Below are 17,588 nucleotides of genomic sequence, written 5' to 3'. Positions count from 1 at the left end.
CTCGTTCCGATAGTGTGATTGCTATGAAAACACTAAGCTAAGGGTAATAGTCGTCAATGAATCAGGGATGACCAACATGACTTTGAAAATCCGTACGGCGACGGTAGCAGACGCTGTAGCCATCCAGCGCATTTACGCCCCCATCGTTTCGACAACGGCCATCTCGTTCGAAGAGATTCCGCCAAGCGCTGAGGAAATCGCTCAGCGAATAGCGACAACGCTTTTGACATATCCTTACTTGGTGGCCGAAGAAGGTGGGGAGATCAAGGGCTATGCCTACGCAAGCCAGCATCGGGCTCGTCCGGCTTACCGATGGGCTGTTGATGTGACGGTGTACATAACCGAATCGGCTCGCCGTCAGGGCGTTGGCCGTGAACTCTATGAAATTTTACTCCCGATTCTTGAAAAGCAGAGGTTTCGCGCAGCTTACGCCGGAATTGCGCAGCCCAATGAAGGAAGTGTCGGTCTGCACGAGTCGCTAGGATTCGTACACATTGGGACGTATCCAGAGGTGGGCTTCAAGCTTGGAAAATGGCACGACGTCGGTTACTGGAGGCTTGGGCTGTGCCAGGCAACCCCTCCGTTGGAACCCATTCTTTTTCCCCAAGCTTGAGGTTGCATCGCAGTAGGTTCACTCGCTGTGCGCTGTGACTATCAGACCTCGGCAGTGAGATGGCCTTGCAGCTGATTAACCACAGCTCGGGCGGGAACGAGTGCAAGTGACTATCCGTGGGCTTTCTTCAGTGCTTTCAATCGCACATTCGCCCTTTGAACTGCGGCCATTTTTTCAGGCCGTTTCATGCGTTTCCACTTTCTGATGTCTTCCTTGCTGCGCCCGCAACTCGCACAGAGATCACCACTCAGCTGGCAAGTCGAGATACAGGGATTTTCGATTTCTTTAGCCATTGTCAGTCCTCTTTGGTCGCGCCTGAGTGAGCAAGACGATTTTTCCAGTTGCCACCATGCGTGCGCTGGCACTCCTCCTCAGAGTCAAAGCAGACATTGCGGTCTGAAAGGTTCAGATCGATGCCGGCCTCGTTCAATGCGATGGAGGTCAACTCGAAAATGCGCGCTTTCGATTCAGCCTGGGCGAGCTCCTTGTCAGCCAGTGTTTCGAATACCCAGACTACCTTGAGGGTTTTACTCAGCGCATTCAGGTCGGCGGTATGGGTGAGCCACGTAAATCCTTCGATCTGCCCTTTTGCTGTTTCGCACTCTTCAGTGAGGGTGGTAATTAATCGACGCTCGATACGCGCAAGCTCACGTTTCCCTAGTGACATTGGGAGTTCCTATGAAGCCGAGGTTAAGGAGTCGGTGAATCAAACCAATCGAAACTCGACCGTCAGGTGACTGACTTCGTGGACAGGCTTGAGTCGTTCACGAATGCTTTCAGCGTTCACAGTGGATTCGCCGAGGACGCTGACAATAGCCGCATGTGCCTCTGGCCCGACCCGCCAGACATGCAGGTCTGTAATGGTTGCATCACCCGGTTTCTCAACCAGCTCGCGGATCTCATCTGCAACGTGCTCATCAGTTTGATCCAGCAGTACAGCAGAGGTGACACCCATCAAACTCCATGCCCAACGCGCAATAACGATGGCACCCACAATGCCCATTACCGGATCCAGCCACACCCATCCGAGATACCGGCCAGCGAGCAGTGCTGCAATTGCCAGGACGGAGGTCAGAGCGTCCGCTATCACATGGACATAAGCTGATTTCAGGTTGTTATCGCCATGCCCATGTCCATGTCCATGTCCATGCTCATGATGATCATCGTGCCCATGACTGTGACCGTGGCCAAGCAGAAGCGCGCTCACAATGTTTACGATCAAACCCACTATCGCAATGAGCGTAGCGGTTCCGAATTGAACCTCCGTCGGCTGCAAAAGGCGCATGACCGACTCTACGGCGATTACCAAGGACACCATGCCGAGAATGAGCGCCGATGCAAATCCACCTAGATCTCCAACCTTGCCCGTACCGAAGCTATAACGGCTGCTGGAGGCGTGGCGTTTTGCGTAACCGTAGGCAGCTGCAGCGATGCCCAAAGCGCCTGCATGGGTTGCCATGTGAAAGCCGTCGGCAAGCAAAGCCATCGAGCCAGTGATATAGCCGGCGACGATTTCGCCAACCATCATCACCACCGTTAGTGCCACAACCCAAAGGGTACGCTTAGCATTTTCTTCGTGTGCTGACCCAAGGAACACGTGGTCATGTACGTGGTTAATTTCGATGTTGTGGCTGCTGCTCATGAGCATGTACCTGGATTTTTCATTTGGAGTAGCGGCGAATGGCTTCAAGAAGCTCTTCGACACCTTTGTTGCGCTCTTCATCGCTAAGCGTTGGGCTCGCTACATGCTCTCTGGCGTGATCCTCAATAATTTCGTCCATCAATCCGTTGATAGCTCCACGTGTGGCAGCTACGAGATGCAATGTTTTCGCGCAATCGGCATCCGATTCCAGCGCACGCTCAACGGCCTGGATTTGCCCCGCGATGCGTTTTACTCGCTTGAGAAGATCGTCTTTGTTTGAAGCTATATGGCCCATGGGAGAACTCCCTCTGACTGTGCATACGCGCATCATAGGTATACCCCCTATACCTATGCAAGCGCCGTTTGACGGAAAGCTTATGAACAGCTGTTTGCTGAAACTGGTTTCAGATAGGAAGAAGGGCGGAGCGGGATGACTAGCGCTTTGCTAATGGCCGCTCGTTGCTGTCACGGTGACTGAGCGCGCTGGTCAAATCAGATGCAATCGTTTGTCGGGGCGACTGCAAACGAGGGCCGAGCGGAGTGCGAGTTGCACTCCAAGGCCACGTACTTCGGGAGGGATCAAACCCTGTTGCCATTCTCATCAATGACGACTTGTCCGTCTTCCTTGACGAACCGCCGCTCTGCTCCTGAGGCAGAAGGTCGAGAACGGCCTCTGACGGACGACACAAATGTGTGCCCAACAACAACTGCGTCAGGCTTTTTTGAGCAGCAGGGCTATGCAGTCAATCAACGAGTCTCTGCGCCGCCTCTGATTTCTCAGACGGAGCAGTTCATGGGGCTTTGCCCTGGCTCGGCTTGCTACATGTGCAAGGCATTATCTGCGAACGCACGAAAGTAGCTGATCACCTTGGTGATGGCTTTTAGCCTCGATGCCAGCTAGATTTGGAGCTTTCTACGATCAAGGATGGATATGAAAAAGCTCATCGCAGTAATGGGGATCTGTGTCGCACTTGGCGGTTGCGCTACGTCCCACTACACCGCAGGGCGAGACTTTCCGTCGGCCAGTGTAGCGAGCATCACCAAAGGCAAAACGACGACTACTGAGTTGAAGTCCCTGCTTGGTGAGCCCTACGCCAAGAGCGCCGTCAGCGAGACTGACGAGAAGTGGATCTACACCTACACCAATGGCTCAGCCCATGCCCAAAGCTACGTGGTCACCATGAAGGTGACGACTACGGGCACTCAGAAAACTCTCGACGTCTTGATCCGAAATGACGTGGTCATCAACTACACGTTCAGCGAAGGCCCCGCTCCAGGCACTACCACTGCGACGAACTGAGTTCGCCACCTTGCCATTGGGCGACCCACTGCGCTCAGTACGTTGTTGATGGAGCAAGCTCATGGACAGAACATATGCTTTCGTGGATGAGTCCGGGAATTCCGACCTTGATACGTCAAAGGGAGGAAGCTCGGGCTTCTTCATCGTGTGCTCCATTCTGGTGGCAGAGAAAGATCTGGAAGCTGCTTATGCCCAAGCTGAAGCACTCCGCACGCGTCATTTTCAAACAGGCGAGATCAAATCTAGCAATCTGAAGCCCAAAGATTCAGATCGCCGTGCCCGAATCCTCAACGAGCTAGCTGAGCTGCCATTCAAGCTCTATTTCACCGTCGTTGATAAGTCCCGAATTCACAAAGACGGCGGCCTCCGTATCAAGACCTCGTTCATAAAATATGTGAACGGGTTGCTCTATGAACGTTTGTTTCGCGCATACCCTGACCTCCAGATGATCGTAGACGAGCATGGTGGCCAGGAATTTCAGGAGAGCCTCAAAAGCTACGTTGCAGAACGATTCGTGGACGACCTATTTGGCCATAAGGATGCCTTCCAGACGATGGCCAGTAAGGACAACGTTTTGGTTCAGGTTGCAGATTTTTTTGCTGGCTCAGTCGCTCAGATCTACGAAGAGAAAGCTTCGGAAGAAGCAGTTCTTGCCTACAAGAAGATACTGCGCGGCCTGACTCTTGGAATGCTTGAGTGGCCATCCAAGTACCAGTCTCTTCTGCCACCACCGACGGACGAATCTGGGTATGCAGACTACCAGGTACACCAAGAAGCTCTCCGCCAGGCTGATCGTTTTAGCGAGCGGGCTGGTGAACACCCTGATGAGGATGAGCGCCTGCAATTGAGTATCCTGCGGTTCTTAAGATTTCAAAGCGAATTCGTCACCAAGGATTACGTGCTGACTACGGAGATCATAGCCCATCTAAAAGACAGCGGACTGGGAGAGGTCAACGGCCAGAGAATCCGCTCCAGTGGCATTGCCAAACTCCGCGATGCGGACGTCATCATCACAAGCGCGGCCAAAGGCTACAAGATCCCTCAAACACGGGCAGACATTAACGAATTTCTTGAAAGAGCGTCCGGCATTGTTGTTCCTCTACTGGAACGAGTCAAAAAGGCTCGAGAGGTATATCGGCTGAGTAGTCGAGGAGAATATGACATCGTGACGGCAGCCAACCTGACTGAGCTTGCCAAGCTGCTCACTGCGCTCGAGGCGTTTGCAGATGACTGAACTCAGTCATGGCAACGAACCTCAGCAGGCTGCATTGATCCAGAATGAAATCCTAGTGATCTTGAAAGAAGCCAAGGTGCTTGCGCGTAGATTCTATCGCTTGACCGGCAAGCCGCTGGGCGTTACGTGGTTATGACTTGCAAAGTTAATGTCCCTAATACGGCACATTATCCATCGTTTTTAGGCTTAATGGCCCTATTTGGGCACATTAAGCTGAGCGAGTAAAGCGACCAATAAAGACGATGACCCCTGCTGCTGCACGAATAAAGCACCAGGGCAGACGATCTCTTTGTCGATACTGAAAGACAGGGAATCGCGGGCATATTGAAGGAACATACCCGCTGCATGGAGTGCATCGCGGCGGTTTGATTAGACTTCTTTCCTCCGGCGGGGCATCGAACGTGAGGGCATCAACTCCTGAAATTCGGCCTCTACATCCGGCGCAGGCATCCTGCGACTTCAGTGCGCGTGGCCAATTACCCCCCTCCTCCACCTCACAACGCGAAGCACACGATGTGTGGATCAAAAAATATTGTCTTTCTCGGCAGTAATGCGCTGTAACCGTCGGCCCTACCCTCATAGCTCTTAGATTAATACGATACGCTCAAACGTCGACGATATAGTGCATAAGCTACGAACAAATAGCCGCCAACTCAAAATATTTAACCAACAATTGACATATTATTTAAATAATCGCCCCAAACAACACACAACAAAACCACAAAAAAAGCTCTTGACTTCAAAGTCCGAAGACACTTTATTAGTGCCCCCACGCATGTCCGAGCGAGTTCATCCACACAGTTCTGACTCTGTCAAAATTTGTGAAATGCAGCGCTGCGCAAGCAAAGTTATCGGTTGGCTAAACCGCCTATTGATACCCAAAGGCTGTTAAAAAAAGAGATCCACTATGAATAGGGATACAGATGCAATTCAACCTGATGAGCGGATCGAGACTATTAATCCTTACAATCAATCAGAGAAAAACCATAACTCCAGTAAAAACTCGAAGCGTAAGTCACGCGGCGGTATACCTCGGCCATTGCGTATTGCCGTAGAGCACCTCTCTTATGAAGATGCGTCCAGTATTATTCAAGAGCGCAAGGTAAATACTATCCTTGGATACAGTGAATTACGAAAAGAATTCTCAAAACTACCAATTGATCCAATTGTACATTATGGAGAGCAATGGCTAGGCTGGAAAACATTTTTTGGCAAGCCGGAGTTCTACAAAACATTAGGGGAGTGCCAAGAGGGCGCTCGCGCTTTAGGGATTACAGGTTCAGTTGACTATAAGGCCCGTCGGAAAGCAGACCCAAGGCTACCGTGCGACCCTCATGATATATACCCAGACTTCCCGGGCTATGAGGCATTTCTAGGCTTCGCTGATGTGCCGTACAAAAGTTACGAGGAAGCATCTGCCGCAGCAATGAAAATCGGGGTTAAAAGCAAAGATGACTATCACCGAATCCGCCACTTAGACCCAAAACTTGCGCGGAACCCGGCCAGGCACTACCAAAAGGATTGGGGCGGCTGGGCGAATTATTTGAACTACACTCCGCGCCCAAAAAACCGACCAAGTCTTGCTGGCAAATACCAAACGTATGAGGAGTTTAAAGAAGCAATCAGGAAACTGGGCATTCAGAACCAAAAAGAATTTTATAGTCGTGTGTGTGAGGATCCTATGTTGCCCGCCTCGCCCCAAAGAGCGTATGAGGAATGGGAGGGCTGGACTCGGGCGATGGCCGGCAGGAGGTCGTACTGGTGCAACTCTTGGCAGGATGCACGCGATGTTTGCCTTCAATATAAATTCGCGACCGCGACCGAGTATATTCAAGGATATCAAATCGATGATCGCTTGCCGTGTAACCCAAGTGTAAGATTTGATGATTTTCCAGGATGGGTGGACTTCCTACTGCCATCGAATTATAGCTGCTTGGACGATCTTAAACTGGCGGCCAAGATACTTAAGGTAAAAACAGAACAGCAATATTCAAATTTTTGCAAAAAATATCCACAACTCCCGATTAATCCTGAAGCTTTTTTTGAAGTCGAATGGGTTAACTGGTATGAAACTTTGGGTCTGCCGAGTCCGTATACCTACAATGAGATTCAGGAGTTAATGGAGCTTCACCACTGTAAGACTGTTGACGAATATGTTGCGTTATGGCGAAAGCTAAAAGACCCTCGCATGCCTCGGCACCCTCGGAAGTTTTATAGTGAATGGACGAGCACGCATGAGTTCGTCCAAAAAGATCCACCTGCACGCTTTACCTATGCTGCCGCTAAGAGCGTCAGGTGGGTTGAAGATATGAAAAAATACTTAGATACACTAGACGCTAAGGGCTCAAGAGAACAAACTTTCTGTAAGTTTCTTAGACATTTTATTGAACCAAACAATTATGGATCATCAGTCCAAGAGTTTCTGACCTCAGCATCCATCAACATTAAGATGTGTGAGACATATATTGAAAGTCAAGGAGACCCAGATACAGTCCGTCGCACATGGTATGAATTGAATGGCTACCTAAATTATGCGCTCGTTCGTCATTTCACTGATGAAGACGAGATTACTGGCGAGATTGTCAGAATCGCCGGGGCAGTTAACCCATTTGCCGCAATTAAGGTGTCGGGTAGGGGCGCGCGCCCCAGCGAAACAGTTAAACCTGCACTTGCTTATCAATACGTTGAAGCCATGAGAAAGTGGATCATTCCAGACGACGCTATGAGCTTCGATGATCTTAAAAATATTCATCGCTTTGACGGAGATTATCACCTAGTTGATGAGCAGTTAATTGATTTCGATGACCCCAACTGCATTTACCGCACGTCAGGGGGTAAATACTACATGTGGTACCCTGCAAACTGGATGGCTCTATATGCGCTGGTATCAGTACCTGCTCGTGGCAGGCAAATCATGTACAACGACTCTGGCGAACTGGATGAGTTTATTGTCGAGTATAAAGAGGGTAAGCCACACTGGGTTGAAAACCCGAATCCGTTGCGTCAGAAAGGCCTGCAAGAGGGGTTCGTAACCCACTCAGTAGATGGCGAGTGGGGAATGCATTTTACTTCTAACAAAACCGGATACGATGGTGAGGGTTACGATGTACCTTGGATTCCGGAAAAGTTGATTTATTGGCTTACAGTTCTTCGTAACTGGCAAAGCAAATACAACCCTATAACAAAGCCAAAACCCTGGGTCGAATGTGCAGGACGCACAAACTTAACCAAAAAAAAGCTACAGCGTAAGGGTGCGAACTGTTTTCTATTTCGGGCTTTTAAGGAGGAGGAACCGCCCGTATTCAGTAATTTAATGTCCCCTCGCTTAGCTGCAGCCTTATACCATACCCAGCCAGCGGGATTGAATTTGGCGACGTGTGATAAGCCTGGAGATCACTCGATCCTAAGTCGTTATTCATCGCATTTCACGCCGCACAGCATGCGTGTAAGTTTGATAACCGCTTATATTGTCGACTTCGGGATGCCTGTTGAAGTCGTAATGAAGATAGTGGGTCACTCTTCAATCGTAATGAGCATTTATTATGTAAAAATCAATAATGTAAAAATGAGACAACTAATGGCTGAGGGTGAAAAGAGAGCACTTCTAAGCCAGGTGTCTGACGTACAGCTTATGTTGGAGCAGAACCGTCTAGACGCTCTAACCAACAGTTTTGTTGCAAACAGCGAAGAAGCTTTGGCCGCGCTAATGTCAGGAATGACTGGCACACAACTTGTGCGCGACTTTGGCATTTGCCCCTACGCAGGTGCCCGTTGCGAAGACGGCGGAGTGAAAGTTCATGCGCAAGTTTTCGCTCCAGTACCTGCTGGCTATCTGGGAATGCAGAACTGTCCACGATGCCGACATCTCGTATCAGGCCCAGTTTTTTTGGGCGGACTTGTCTCACTCTGGAACGAAATATCTCTTCGTTTGAACCTATACTCAGAAAATCATAACGAGCTTGATGAGAAACTTCAGGATTTGCAAGATAAGGTACAAACACTGGATTACCTTGAAGTCGAGATGGATGAGTCTGGCGAAATCTTTGATGATCGTGAGCGCCTCAGAATAGAGGCTGAGATTCGGCAGATCCTAAACAATATGGAATTAGCAGCAAAAAAAATGGACATGTTGCTATGTGATATGCAAGCCGTGACCAAACTCATCAATGACTCGCAAGTGGTGCTCAACAATAAAGATGGGGCGAGTAAGGAAGACCCCACCTCTCCCACGAGCCTTATGCTCGTTGAACATGCGGACAGCGAAATGCTAATTGCGTTCGAGGAAACGTCTCTTTACCATCAACTCAACGAGGTATGCACTAATGCGACTATATATCACTCAGCAACCGCAGAACTAGCCACACCTAGGCGCTCGCAGATGATTGATCGAATGACAATGCTCAACAACATTCGCCCAGTCATGTTCAATTTGTCAGAGAGACAACAGCTTATCCTAGGAAATCAGGTCACTGAGTTTTTCTTTAGCCGACTTAAATCATGGGAAACTGTTGACAACATTATCAGCGGAGCACTGCTTTTGGAAGACTTAGATGGCGGGGTAAAAATCACCAAACAAGAGTTTGCTGAAATGCTGTCCTCCGAACCTTTGGCATTAAATTTTGAAGCGACTGGGAAAAAGTCATATCCCGAGTACCTACCAGCTAATTTATGAAAGTCGTTAATTCAGATTTACAAACCCGAGGCATACATGACACCTGAAGACATGCTCGACTTCCTTTGTAAAAAGGCACCTAGGCAAAGTAAAACGCTTCAGGCGATCTATGACGTATGTAAAAAACAACTCGAATCCGGTAGCTCAGATTTTTCATATGCTGCAATCGCTCGCCTAGGCAGCGCCCTGAATGTCCCGAAAGCTCAAAGTATTAGAAATAAGACTGGTGAGAATTATCAGGCACTGATCAAGAGCTTTGAGGGGGACAAAGACGCTAAAACCCGAGTGCCGAAACCGAAACCAAGTGATGCTTGGGCAGATGACATCAAAGACCCTAAGCATCGGATTTTAGTCTATCGGCTCTTGGGCGAGCTTTCCGAGGCTCAGACAATCATCAAAGAGTTTGTACCGCCTGGGCTCATCATCAAGATAGACGACCGTTCCAAGTCGCTTCCAGATTATAGGCTAACCAACATTGAGCGCCGAGCGATTGAGCATCTCAGATCTGATGACTTTTATCTTACTTGGAAGCTTACAAAAGGGGATAAGGGTGATGCTCTCGACCTTCAAGGGAGGGCCGTCTTCAAGCCAGGAACAATGCAAGCGATAGAAAAGATTCTCAAACATCTGTAATCGTGGTCGATGCCATAGATCAAGCATACTGTGACATGCCGCACGTAGCCGGTGGATAAACTCTGACTCAATCAGCGCACGCATATCATTGGCAATATCGCGCTCTGACTGAGTCAAGCTTTAACTGGAATGTCAGATTACAGAGGCAAGTAAAGACCCACCACCATGACGCTGCCCAGCGCAGCGCAGTCAAGTACCACTCTTTAATCGTCAGTACGAGCCGGCAGGCTCCTTAAGGCGTTACCCCCCCGATCTTTCCGACCTACTAAGCTCTCTGCGTACGTCCTCATCAGAAGGCCCCGTGTACACTTCCTGCGACTCAAGGCTCTTGTGATGCATTGCCTTCTGAATGACCACTTCATTTAGACCAGCGTTTGTTAGCCGTTGACCGTAGGCATGCCGGTGGCCATGCTCTGTAGTACCCAGACGCTTCGCATGGACTAAGCCAATTCTGTTAACAGCATCCCTGTGCTGCCGATTGAAATTCTTAACTGTCTCAGGACTACCCTGAGTATTGGTAAACGCGTATGGATGGTCTGCACCAGGCAAGGGGTCAACTCTTTGATGCTTGAGATACATCATGTAGTTATATAAAAACTCTTTACTCATCTTCATCGGAAAGAAATGAACTTCAATGTACCCATCCGCTCCTTCTGAGAGAAGTGGCTCTTTCCATCCCGCATGCAATGAGTGCGACTTAATATATTTGTTTCGAGGCAACATCCTGTAACGCCGGCTCAAATAGTCCATCCGATTCGTATAACCAACGACATCGTCCGGCAAACGCCCATTAGACGGGTGATAAATCCTAACTATCACATCGTTCTTTTTCTTGTCCGGAATCAGATCAATCAAAAACATATGAAAGACCTCACTTTTACGTAGCCCTCCATAATGTATGAGGATATTTATAGCACGACCTTTATAGTCAATGAAGTCGTGCTTAGTCGCATCGGGACTTCCATTGCGACGCACCCAACCATTCTGCAGAAGGTTGTGGATTTCTGACTCCGGAAAGCGCTTAGTAGCTGGCCGCGTAGACTTAGACGGATTTGACGTTTTCACTGATCTGGTACGAGAATTACTGGACGCTGCATCATCCGAATTTCGGAGATGACGTAAAAATATGTTAGATTCTTTCTGATAATAAGCGCACCAATTTAACTGTTGCTCTACATATGTTGCCTCACGAAAGGGATTTGCCCGAACAGCCATATAGTCAGCTTGCTCAGCTAACCAATCTGTATAGCTAGTGATATGACCCAAAAGGGTTTTAGCATCATCTATCTTTCGTGGCGACCAATACAGACCACTTGGGTCGGTCTGAGTAGAGACATTTATCGTTCCAATCTCCAACGCTAAAGCAAAAGCACTTAAAAGATCGGTTACTTTAGTAATCTCCTGACCATTACTATTAATGAACTTGATTAATAGCTTTAGTGCAAAAACGCTTCGCTCGCGCCAAGAAGCGCTGCGATGGATGAATTTAATATCAGCTAGGTAGCGTATGTGGGACAGAAGAATACCATTTTGAGTGAGCAAAGCTGGTAGTAACACTTCTCTACCAGTGTGATCCCCTCGATACTCAGTCACTACCTTTAAAACATAAGGCACCACACTCTCCTAGTACACAGTACATAGTATGTTGATATAGGTAAAATATACCGATGCTACGACCCTTTAGAAAGTGTTTTATTTCTACCCGCTGGGGGAAAAACATAAGGTTTAAAGAATTAATAGTATGTTTTTCCTAGCGGTGATAATGGCGTGGCATGCAGGCCTCCGGCGGGCGCCGTATCAAGCGCAGCCTGTTCATCGACGCCAGCGGCGTGCGCTTCCTGCGCGACGACGAAGAACTGCGCATGACCCAGGTGCACTTGCTCACCGACTACATCGGGCGCAAGCAGGCCGAGCTCAAGGCTTGGAACGAAGCCCAGGGCCACAGCGCACAACTCTCGGCCAACCGCCGCCGCATGACCAACCTCGGCACCTTCCGCGCCTACGCCCTGGCCTACCTGAAAAGCCACCCGGACATCCAGCCGAACATGACCTGCATGGTGCGCCAGATGCAAACCACCGCCCAGGGCGTACCGCTGGAGATCTACTGCTTTACCCGCACCACGGCGTGGGCGGATTACGAGCGTATCCAGGGGGATATTTTTGATTACCTGCTGGCGGTACTGCCGGAGTTTGGCTTGAGCCTGTATCAGCAGCCGAGTGGCAATGACTTGCGTGCGGGGGTGTTGCCGGCGGTGTTGGGGGCTAGTCATTTACCGGCCCCTGAACGCAGTATTATGTAACTAGAGGTTGATGAGGCAACGAAGGTGTTGCCTCACAAAATTCATCAAGGGCATCACAAACGGACTGGAGATCACCCTTGTAACTTCTGATAAAGTCGTGGGTAAAGACTTTACGCTCCCTCTCAAGATAGTTTCCACTCAAAATTTTACCGCGCTGTTTCTTCCAATATGATGTCAAGCGCTTAAGATCAAGTGACAAGATCACCTTACTTGCATAGAAGCTACTTCCAGACTCACTAGTCGACGAATCGGTTTTCTCAACAACCGTTTTATGAAAAAAGTTACACATGCAAAAATCTATAAAATACAACAAATTCCGCTCACCACCATCAACACAAAAGCAAACATCAAATAGATAATCATTCATTAACGAGGCTATTCCATGCTTGTCATCAGCCCCCTCCACATCATAAAAGCCACACCCACGTACCTCTTCACTGTATAAAGAGGCACTGGACAAGTTATCAACAACAAATGAAATAAACGCATTCCTGTCCGCCGCAACTTTACCGTCCAACGACAGCTTTGAGCCTTTTAGTGCCTTCGTCACACTTTCAACGCTCACATCCCCCAAAAATCGATCCGCCCCAAGCTGTGCAACCTCTTCAAAGAAGTTCTTACCAGGAAGAACAAACTCTTGGTAAAACAGAGAAAAAACATGCTGACTAAAAACTCGCAGACATTCTCTATCCACATCCAGGACCGAATCATCTTTACCTGTCAAACCTTCATCATGCCCCGCACATAGCGATTTATAAATCTCACTGTACCGCTTATTTTTCTCAGGCGAGCACTCAATACGAAACCTTAGTACATCGTACCACTTCAGCACGTCGCGCTCAGCGCTCATAATACGTTCGACAATGCCTGTCCCTGCATAGCTATTCTTTCCAAAAATTCGGTCCGCCGCATTAAAATCCGACTCTACATTTCTGGCCCTAGGAGCGTTCCAAGCGATAATATCCAGAAGCCTTGCGACATCCACCACTAAACCACACCGCAAACTTCCACCTGAAGCACGAAACAACATATAACGTGGAATAGTATCAACAACAGCATCAAGAACTTTAGCGGCAAGCACCCCATTATTATTGCAACGCCCTACGAGATTGACCCAAAATTTTTCATGAGCAATTTCATCGCGAGAAAGTTCAAATCCTCGTCCCGCCAGAATTCCCTCAATAGGATCACCCCTCACCGCTGCATCGACAGCGTCTTGGTAAAGCTTGAATGTCCCCACTGGATCAGGCACCGCATGCCGCACTATTAGCATGAGATACTTTTCTAACGATCTAATATCACTATCATTACAGAACGCTCGTACCCTCCACCTTGCAGAGTCATTTCTTCTCACCCGCATAGAAAACAACTCTTCCAACAAAAAACCCACTCCCTCCTCTTGAGATTTAACAAGTTCTAGATAAGCCGATGTATTGTTTCGAGCACTACTTTCGCCGCTAACGACTTTCGAAAATATCCCCATTCGCCCTTCAGTCTCTTCAGCATATACTTGCCGAAAAACGCCAGGATAGTTCATATTCAGCAAAACAAGATTAATTACATCCCCGCGATAAAAGTCAGTAATGGAAATATCAAGCCTCTCCAACTGCATAGAAACAATTGCGTTTATAAAACGCTTAATTTTACGCAAATTCCCGACAAGCCGCATATACTGAACAGCATGTGCGCCACCTAAAAGACCTGCCAAGTCATTCAACAACTCTCCTAGTATAGGTTCCCTGTCCGGCGTCAGCGCCTGCACAAACTGATGCTCTCGCCTCCAACCATTTTTGAGGTATTCAATAATTAGGGCGGAGTCGAGCAAGATACTGAACTTAACATTTATAAATTTTTCGAGAAACTCGCGCGACACCGCGCCCTCATCCGTCTCGGCAATTAAATTCTCGGTATCATAACAAAGAATATAAGTCGCTTGGGCCAATGCAAATGTCCTACGCACAGTAAAGAGAACATTACTGATCGCCTTTGGCTCAATGCGATCTAAATCTTCTACAATCACGATCAGCTTTCGATTGGTTTTTTGCAGTATCAAATCCACATCTTTCAACAACTGATCAACCGTTTCAGTGGTCGGTTCAAAAGACATTTTCAAACCAAATACTGAAAATTCAGCCTTCCCCTTCAACATTTTTGAGTAACGCGAAAGTGCCATCTTGAATTCCGGAGCAAACACTTTACTCTGGACGACCGTTAATAACTCTTTGATAAACCGTTCAGTCAAATCCGGCTCACCGGCATACCGCAGAGGCTCAAAGCGGAAAACAATGATTGACGCTGACGCCGTCGACTCCCAATAGTCCTGCGCAAGCTTTAAAAAACTGGTCTTCCCGACGCCCCAAGGCCCCTCAACACCAAAGACCAGACCAGACCCCGTATTGCTGGCAAGTACAGTCTTGGCAAACGTGCGCGCATCCTCCAATTGAAACAGACAGTCCCGCTCTGAATCATCGATTTCCTTATCACTCATAAAATACAACTGCGCGCTAACACGCCGTAGTTTTAATCGCAACGCACTCACAAGCGGTGTCAGCATCACCAGCGCGGAGAGTAATAGGAAGGCCGCCGCCCAACACCACGCTAACGCTTGATCATCAATTTTTTTCAAGTAGGTAATAGCTACCGAGTCTATCAAAAACCAATCGCATGCAGCACCTATGCCCACCGTGATCAGTAGATCAATACGCCTGCTTCTTCCCAATCGCACACCGGCCCCACACACTCCTCTGCTGAAGGCATACACGATAATTAAAGCTGCAAAGAAAACCTGCAGAAAAAGTGACCAAAGAGCATTCATTGTGTGCAGTTTATTGGCCAGCGGTATTCCTATTTGGTAAGCACAACGCCACACCTCAGAAGCTACAAATCCCAAAATCAGTGATTTAAGATAGACAACCATTTCAGGCATGGCCGCCTCGAATCGTAGGTCCTTCAAACCATTCATCCTTGTACTGTTGACTTAAAATCCCGTACTTCATGGCGCGAATTAGCGCATGATGTTGGCTCAGTTCATCACAGCCTGCTTGCGCACACCCAACCGACTGATCCACACCGCCCCCAGAATCACCAACCCGCCCAACGCCAACCGCCCCAGCGGCTCATGCTGGTTCCAGATCAGCAAGTTCAGCAGCAACCCCACTGGCACATGCAGGTTGTTCATCACCGCCAACGTGCCGCCCTGCACCAGGCAAGCGCCCTTGTTCCACCAGTACATGCCCAGCGCGGTGCTGACCAGTCCGAGGAACACCAATACGCCCCATTGCAGTGGCGCATCGGGCAAGAAATTGGCCTTGCCGAACAGCAGGAACGCCGGCAGTACCACCAGCAATGCGCCCACGTAGAAGAAACCAAAGCGGCGGTAATGCGGCAGGTCACTTGGATAACGTTTGACCAAGTGCTTGTACATCACCTGCCCGGCAGCATAGGTGAAGTTGGCCAATTGCAGCAGCAGGAAGCCTCCCAGGAAGTGCGGAGTGATCTGGTCGAAGCGGATCACCGCCGCACCCGCCACCGCCACCAGCGCGGCAATCAGCGCCCAGGGGTTGAAGCGACGATTGAGTGCATCCTCGATGAGGGTCACGTGCAACGGCGTGAGGATGGTGAACAGCAACACTTCGGGCACCGTGAGCACGCGAAAGCTCAGGTACAGGCACACATAGGTCACGCCGAACTGCAACGCGCCGATCACCAGCAAGCCGCGCATGAAGCCCGGTTCCACCGAGCGCCAGCGGGTCAGCGGGATGAATACCAAGCCGGCCAGCAACACGCGCACCAGCACGGCGAAATAGCTGTCGACGTGACCAGCGAGGTATTCGCCGATCAAGCTGAAGGAAAATGCCTGAATCAGGGTGACAACCAGTAAGTAGCCCATGCGCGCCTCGTTTCGAATGGGCGGGACATTAAAGGTTTTCGACGGTTGAAGAAACTCGGCGCAAAAAAAACCCGACCTCGCTAAAGCGGCAGTCGGGCAGGAGCACTCAGGAGCAAAAGTGCAAAGGGAGGTCTGTTACGCGTACTTGAAGGGCTTGCGTGGGGCTAGATAAACATCGCGGGATTATCTGGCGATTAACGGATCAGGCGACCTGGGCCAACAGGGCCTTGGCGTGGTTGATGCCCTTCTCCTGGAAGTCACCACTGAGGTTCACCCCTTCGGCGTGAATGAAGGTCACGTCGTGAATTCCGATAAAAGCCATGACCTGACGCAGGTAGGGTTGCTGGTGATCGGAACTGGCCCCGGTGTGAATGCCGCCGCGAGCGGTGAGCACGATGGCGCGTTTGCCAGTCAGCAGGCCCTGTGGCCCGGTGGCGGTGTACTTGAAGGTCACACCGGCCCGCAACACGTGATCCAGCCAGGCTTTGAGAGTGCTGGGGATGGCGAAGTTGTACATCGGCGCGGCCATCACCAGAACGTCGGCAGCCAACAACTCATTGGTCAATTCGTCGGAGCGGTCAAGGGACGCCTGCTCGCTGTCGTTGCGTTGATCCGCAGGTTTCATCCAGCCGCCGAGCAGGTTGGCGTCCAGGTGCGGAACCGGGTTGAGAGCCACATCGCGCACGGTGATCTGATCGGCCGGGTGAACGGCCTGCCATTGGCTGATGAACTGCTGGGTCAGTTGGCGGGAAATCGAATCCTGCTGGCGGGCGCTGCTTTCGATGATCAGAACATTGGACATGGCTTTGTAGGCTCCATCTGAAATTGCTGTAAGGCGATGGAGTAGAGATTAAACAGAGCCAATTCGATTAAAAAGCGCAAAAAACTGCTATAACCCATCTATAAATTTGTTTATAAGCGGAGCGTGCTCCGCTGCTGGGTTACTTCGGTGCGCAAGCCAGGGCGATCCGCATCTTGATAATCGCGCGGTTGAACTTGACCGTGGTGTTGGTGCTTTTGCCCGCCGGCACCGTGACCGTTCTGCGGCGCGGCGATTCCGGGCCGTTGGTGAAGGTTACCGAGCAGACCGCGTCTTGAGTGCCGTAGTTATTGAGTTGAATCGAGCTGATATCGCCGTCCACGTCAGAGGCGGTGTAATCGATGCTGACGCCGTCGATCTTTTTCGTCACGTCGATGGGGTACGCAAACGCGCTCAGCGGCAGCAGCGCCAGCAACACACAACAGAATTTTCTCATTCAACAGTCTCCAATAAGGACTGTCAGCTTAGGACAAGAGGAACCCATC

15 protein-coding genes and 2 pseudogenes are annotated in these 17,588 nt (G+C 49.7%); 7 read left to right on the top strand and 10 right to left on the bottom strand.

Annotated elements, in window-relative coordinates; all coding sequences use genetic code 11:
• Positions 1-76: 76 nt before the first annotated feature.
• Complete coding sequence (locus ACP7C6_RS11250; protein WP_426108786.1) at positions 77-613, top strand: arsinothricin resistance N-acetyltransferase ArsN1 family B; 537 nt, start codon at positions 77-79, stop codon at positions 611-613.
• A gap of 110 nt (positions 614-723) precedes the next feature.
• Here ACP7C6_RS11250 and ACP7C6_RS11245 read toward each other — a convergent pair whose 3' ends face one another.
• The 5 genes and pseudogenes from ACP7C6_RS11245 to ACP7C6_RS11225 all read right to left on the bottom strand — a co-directional run.
• A complete protein-coding gene (locus tag ACP7C6_RS11245) occupies positions 724-906 on the bottom strand; it encodes a DUF1289 domain-containing protein (RefSeq protein WP_426108715.1) in 183 nt (60 codons plus the stop codon).
• Positions 907-908: 2 nt separating this feature from the next.
• Positions 909-1,280, bottom strand: coding sequence for a hypothetical protein (locus tag ACP7C6_RS11240; RefSeq protein WP_426108714.1), 372 nt, complete (start codon positions 1,278-1,280; stop codon positions 909-911).
• Positions 1,281-1,319: 39 nt separating this feature from the next.
• Positions 1,320-2,255 carry a CDF family Co(II)/Ni(II) efflux transporter DmeF gene (gene dmeF / locus ACP7C6_RS11235; protein ID WP_426108713.1) on the bottom strand — a complete coding sequence of 312 codons (936 nt, stop codon included), beginning with the start codon at positions 2,253-2,255 and terminating at the stop codon, positions 1,320-1,322.
• Between the two features lie 19 nt (positions 2,256-2,274).
• The gene (locus ACP7C6_RS11230; RefSeq protein WP_080725266.1) at positions 2,275-2,550 is read right to left on the bottom strand and encodes a metal/formaldehyde-sensitive transcriptional repressor; all 276 of its coding nucleotides are present in this window, start codon (positions 2,548-2,550) and stop codon (positions 2,275-2,277) included.
• Between the two features lie 284 nt (positions 2,551-2,834).
• Positions 2,835-2,956: pseudogene (locus ACP7C6_RS11225) on the bottom strand (arsenate reductase); the annotation flags it as partial.
• A gap of 230 nt (positions 2,957-3,186) precedes the next feature.
• Here ACP7C6_RS11225 and ACP7C6_RS11220 point away from each other — a divergent pair.
• From ACP7C6_RS11220 to gmtX, 5 genes are all read left to right on the top strand, one after another.
• Positions 3,187-3,555 carry a hypothetical protein gene (locus ACP7C6_RS11220; protein ID WP_426108712.1) on the top strand — a complete coding sequence of 123 codons (369 nt, stop codon included), beginning with the start codon at positions 3,187-3,189 and terminating at the stop codon, positions 3,553-3,555.
• A gap of 61 nt (positions 3,556-3,616) precedes the next feature.
• Positions 3,617-4,789: a DUF3800 domain-containing protein gene (locus ACP7C6_RS11215; RefSeq protein ID WP_426108711.1), complete on the top strand. Its 1,173-nt coding sequence runs from the start codon at positions 3,617-3,619 to the stop codon at positions 4,787-4,789.
• On the top strand, positions 4,782-4,925 hold the full coding sequence (locus tag ACP7C6_RS11210; protein ID WP_426108710.1) for a hypothetical protein: 144 nt from the start codon (positions 4,782-4,784) through the stop codon (positions 4,923-4,925). The genes ACP7C6_RS11215 and ACP7C6_RS11210 overlap by 8 nt, the downstream gene beginning before the upstream one ends.
• A 771-nt stretch (positions 4,926-5,696) precedes the next feature.
• A complete protein-coding gene (gene gmtZ, locus ACP7C6_RS11205; RefSeq protein ID WP_426108709.1) occupies positions 5,697-9,461 on the top strand; it encodes a gamma-mobile-trio integrase GmtZ in 3,765 nt (1,254 codons plus the stop codon).
• Between the two features lie 36 nt (positions 9,462-9,497).
• Positions 9,498-10,094 (top strand): gamma-mobile-trio protein GmtX, encoded by a 597-nt coding sequence (gene gmtX, locus ACP7C6_RS11200; protein ID WP_426108708.1) that lies wholly within the window; start codon positions 9,498-9,500, stop codon positions 10,092-10,094.
• 240 nt (positions 10,095-10,334) lie between these two features.
• Here gmtX and gmtY read toward each other — a convergent pair whose 3' ends face one another.
• Positions 10,335-11,708: a gamma-mobile-trio recombinase GmtY gene (gene gmtY, locus ACP7C6_RS11195; RefSeq protein WP_426108707.1), complete on the bottom strand. Its 1,374-nt coding sequence runs from the start codon at positions 11,706-11,708 to the stop codon at positions 10,335-10,337.
• Positions 11,709-11,857: 149 nt separating this feature from the next.
• Between gmtY and ACP7C6_RS11190 the strand changes: the two are divergent.
• Positions 11,858-12,394 (top strand): annotated as a pseudogene (locus ACP7C6_RS11190) (mechanosensitive ion channel family protein); the annotation flags it as partial.
• Here ACP7C6_RS11190 and ACP7C6_RS11185 read toward each other — a convergent pair.
• From ACP7C6_RS11185 to ACP7C6_RS11170, 4 genes are all read right to left on the bottom strand, one after another.
• Complete coding sequence (locus ACP7C6_RS11185) at positions 12,387-15,320, bottom strand: P-loop NTPase fold protein (protein WP_426108706.1); 2,934 nt, start codon at positions 15,318-15,320, stop codon at positions 12,387-12,389. The pseudogene ACP7C6_RS11190 and the gene ACP7C6_RS11185 sit on opposite strands and share 8 nt — an antisense overlap.
• Before the next feature lie 96 nt (positions 15,321-15,416).
• Positions 15,417-16,283: a carboxylate/amino acid/amine transporter gene (locus ACP7C6_RS11180; RefSeq protein ID WP_339496416.1), complete on the bottom strand. Its 867-nt coding sequence runs from the start codon at positions 16,281-16,283 to the stop codon at positions 15,417-15,419.
• A 202-nt stretch (positions 16,284-16,485) separates the two neighbouring features.
• Entirely contained in the window at positions 16,486-17,085 is a 600-nt protein-coding gene (locus tag ACP7C6_RS11175; RefSeq protein WP_426108705.1) for an FMN-dependent NADH-azoreductase, read from the bottom strand.
• A 139-nt stretch (positions 17,086-17,224) separates the two neighbouring features.
• Positions 17,225-17,539, bottom strand: coding sequence for a hypothetical protein (locus tag ACP7C6_RS11170; RefSeq protein WP_033900621.1), 315 nt, complete (start codon positions 17,537-17,539; stop codon positions 17,225-17,227).
• Between the last annotated feature and the right edge of the window lie 49 nt (positions 17,540-17,588).

Source organism: Pseudomonas sp. TWR1-1-4 (genome assembly GCF_049897165.1).
Lineage (GTDB): Bacteria > Pseudomonadota > Gammaproteobacteria > Pseudomonadales > Pseudomonadaceae > Aquipseudomonas > Aquipseudomonas canadensis.
The sequence above is the reverse complement of the archived record's forward strand: the minus strand, read 5'-3'. Positions and strand labels throughout refer to the sequence as shown.

Excerpts from the sequence above, each read along its gene's own strand:
- ACP7C6_RS11250 (WP_426108786.1), top strand. The coding sequence starts at position 77 with ATGACTTTGAAAATCCGTACGGCGACGGTAGCAGACGCTGTAGCCATC.
- ACP7C6_RS11245 (WP_426108715.1), bottom strand. The coding sequence starts at position 906 with ATGGCTAAAGAAATCGAAAATCCCTGTATCTCGACTTGCCAGCTGAGT.
- ACP7C6_RS11240 (WP_426108714.1), bottom strand. The coding sequence starts at position 1,280 with ATGTCACTAGGGAAACGTGAGCTTGCGCGTATCGAGCGTCGATTAATT.
- dmeF (WP_426108713.1), bottom strand. The coding sequence starts at position 2,255 with ATGAGCAGCAGCCACAACATCGAAATTAACCACGTACATGACCACGTG.
- ACP7C6_RS11230 (WP_080725266.1), bottom strand. The coding sequence starts at position 2,550 with ATGGGCCATATAGCTTCAAACAAAGACGATCTTCTCAAGCGAGTAAAA.
- ACP7C6_RS11220 (WP_426108712.1), top strand. The coding sequence starts at position 3,187 with ATGAAAAAGCTCATCGCAGTAATGGGGATCTGTGTCGCACTTGGCGGT.
- ACP7C6_RS11215 (WP_426108711.1), top strand. The coding sequence starts at position 3,617 with ATGGACAGAACATATGCTTTCGTGGATGAGTCCGGGAATTCCGACCTT.
- ACP7C6_RS11210 (WP_426108710.1), top strand. The coding sequence starts at position 4,782 with ATGACTGAACTCAGTCATGGCAACGAACCTCAGCAGGCTGCATTGATC.
- gmtZ (WP_426108709.1), top strand. The coding sequence starts at position 5,697 with ATGAATAGGGATACAGATGCAATTCAACCTGATGAGCGGATCGAGACT.
- gmtX (WP_426108708.1), top strand. The coding sequence starts at position 9,498 with ATGACACCTGAAGACATGCTCGACTTCCTTTGTAAAAAGGCACCTAGG.
- ACP7C6_RS11185 (WP_426108706.1), bottom strand. The coding sequence starts at position 15,320 with ATGCCTGAAATGGTTGTCTATCTTAAATCACTGATTTTGGGATTTGTA.
- ACP7C6_RS11180 (WP_339496416.1), bottom strand. The coding sequence starts at position 16,283 with ATGGGCTACTTACTGGTTGTCACCCTGATTCAGGCATTTTCCTTCAGC.
- ACP7C6_RS11175 (WP_426108705.1), bottom strand. The coding sequence starts at position 17,085 with ATGTCCAATGTTCTGATCATCGAAAGCAGCGCCCGCCAGCAGGATTCG.
- ACP7C6_RS11170 (WP_033900621.1), bottom strand. The coding sequence starts at position 17,539 with ATGAGAAAATTCTGTTGTGTGTTGCTGGCGCTGCTGCCGCTGAGCGCG.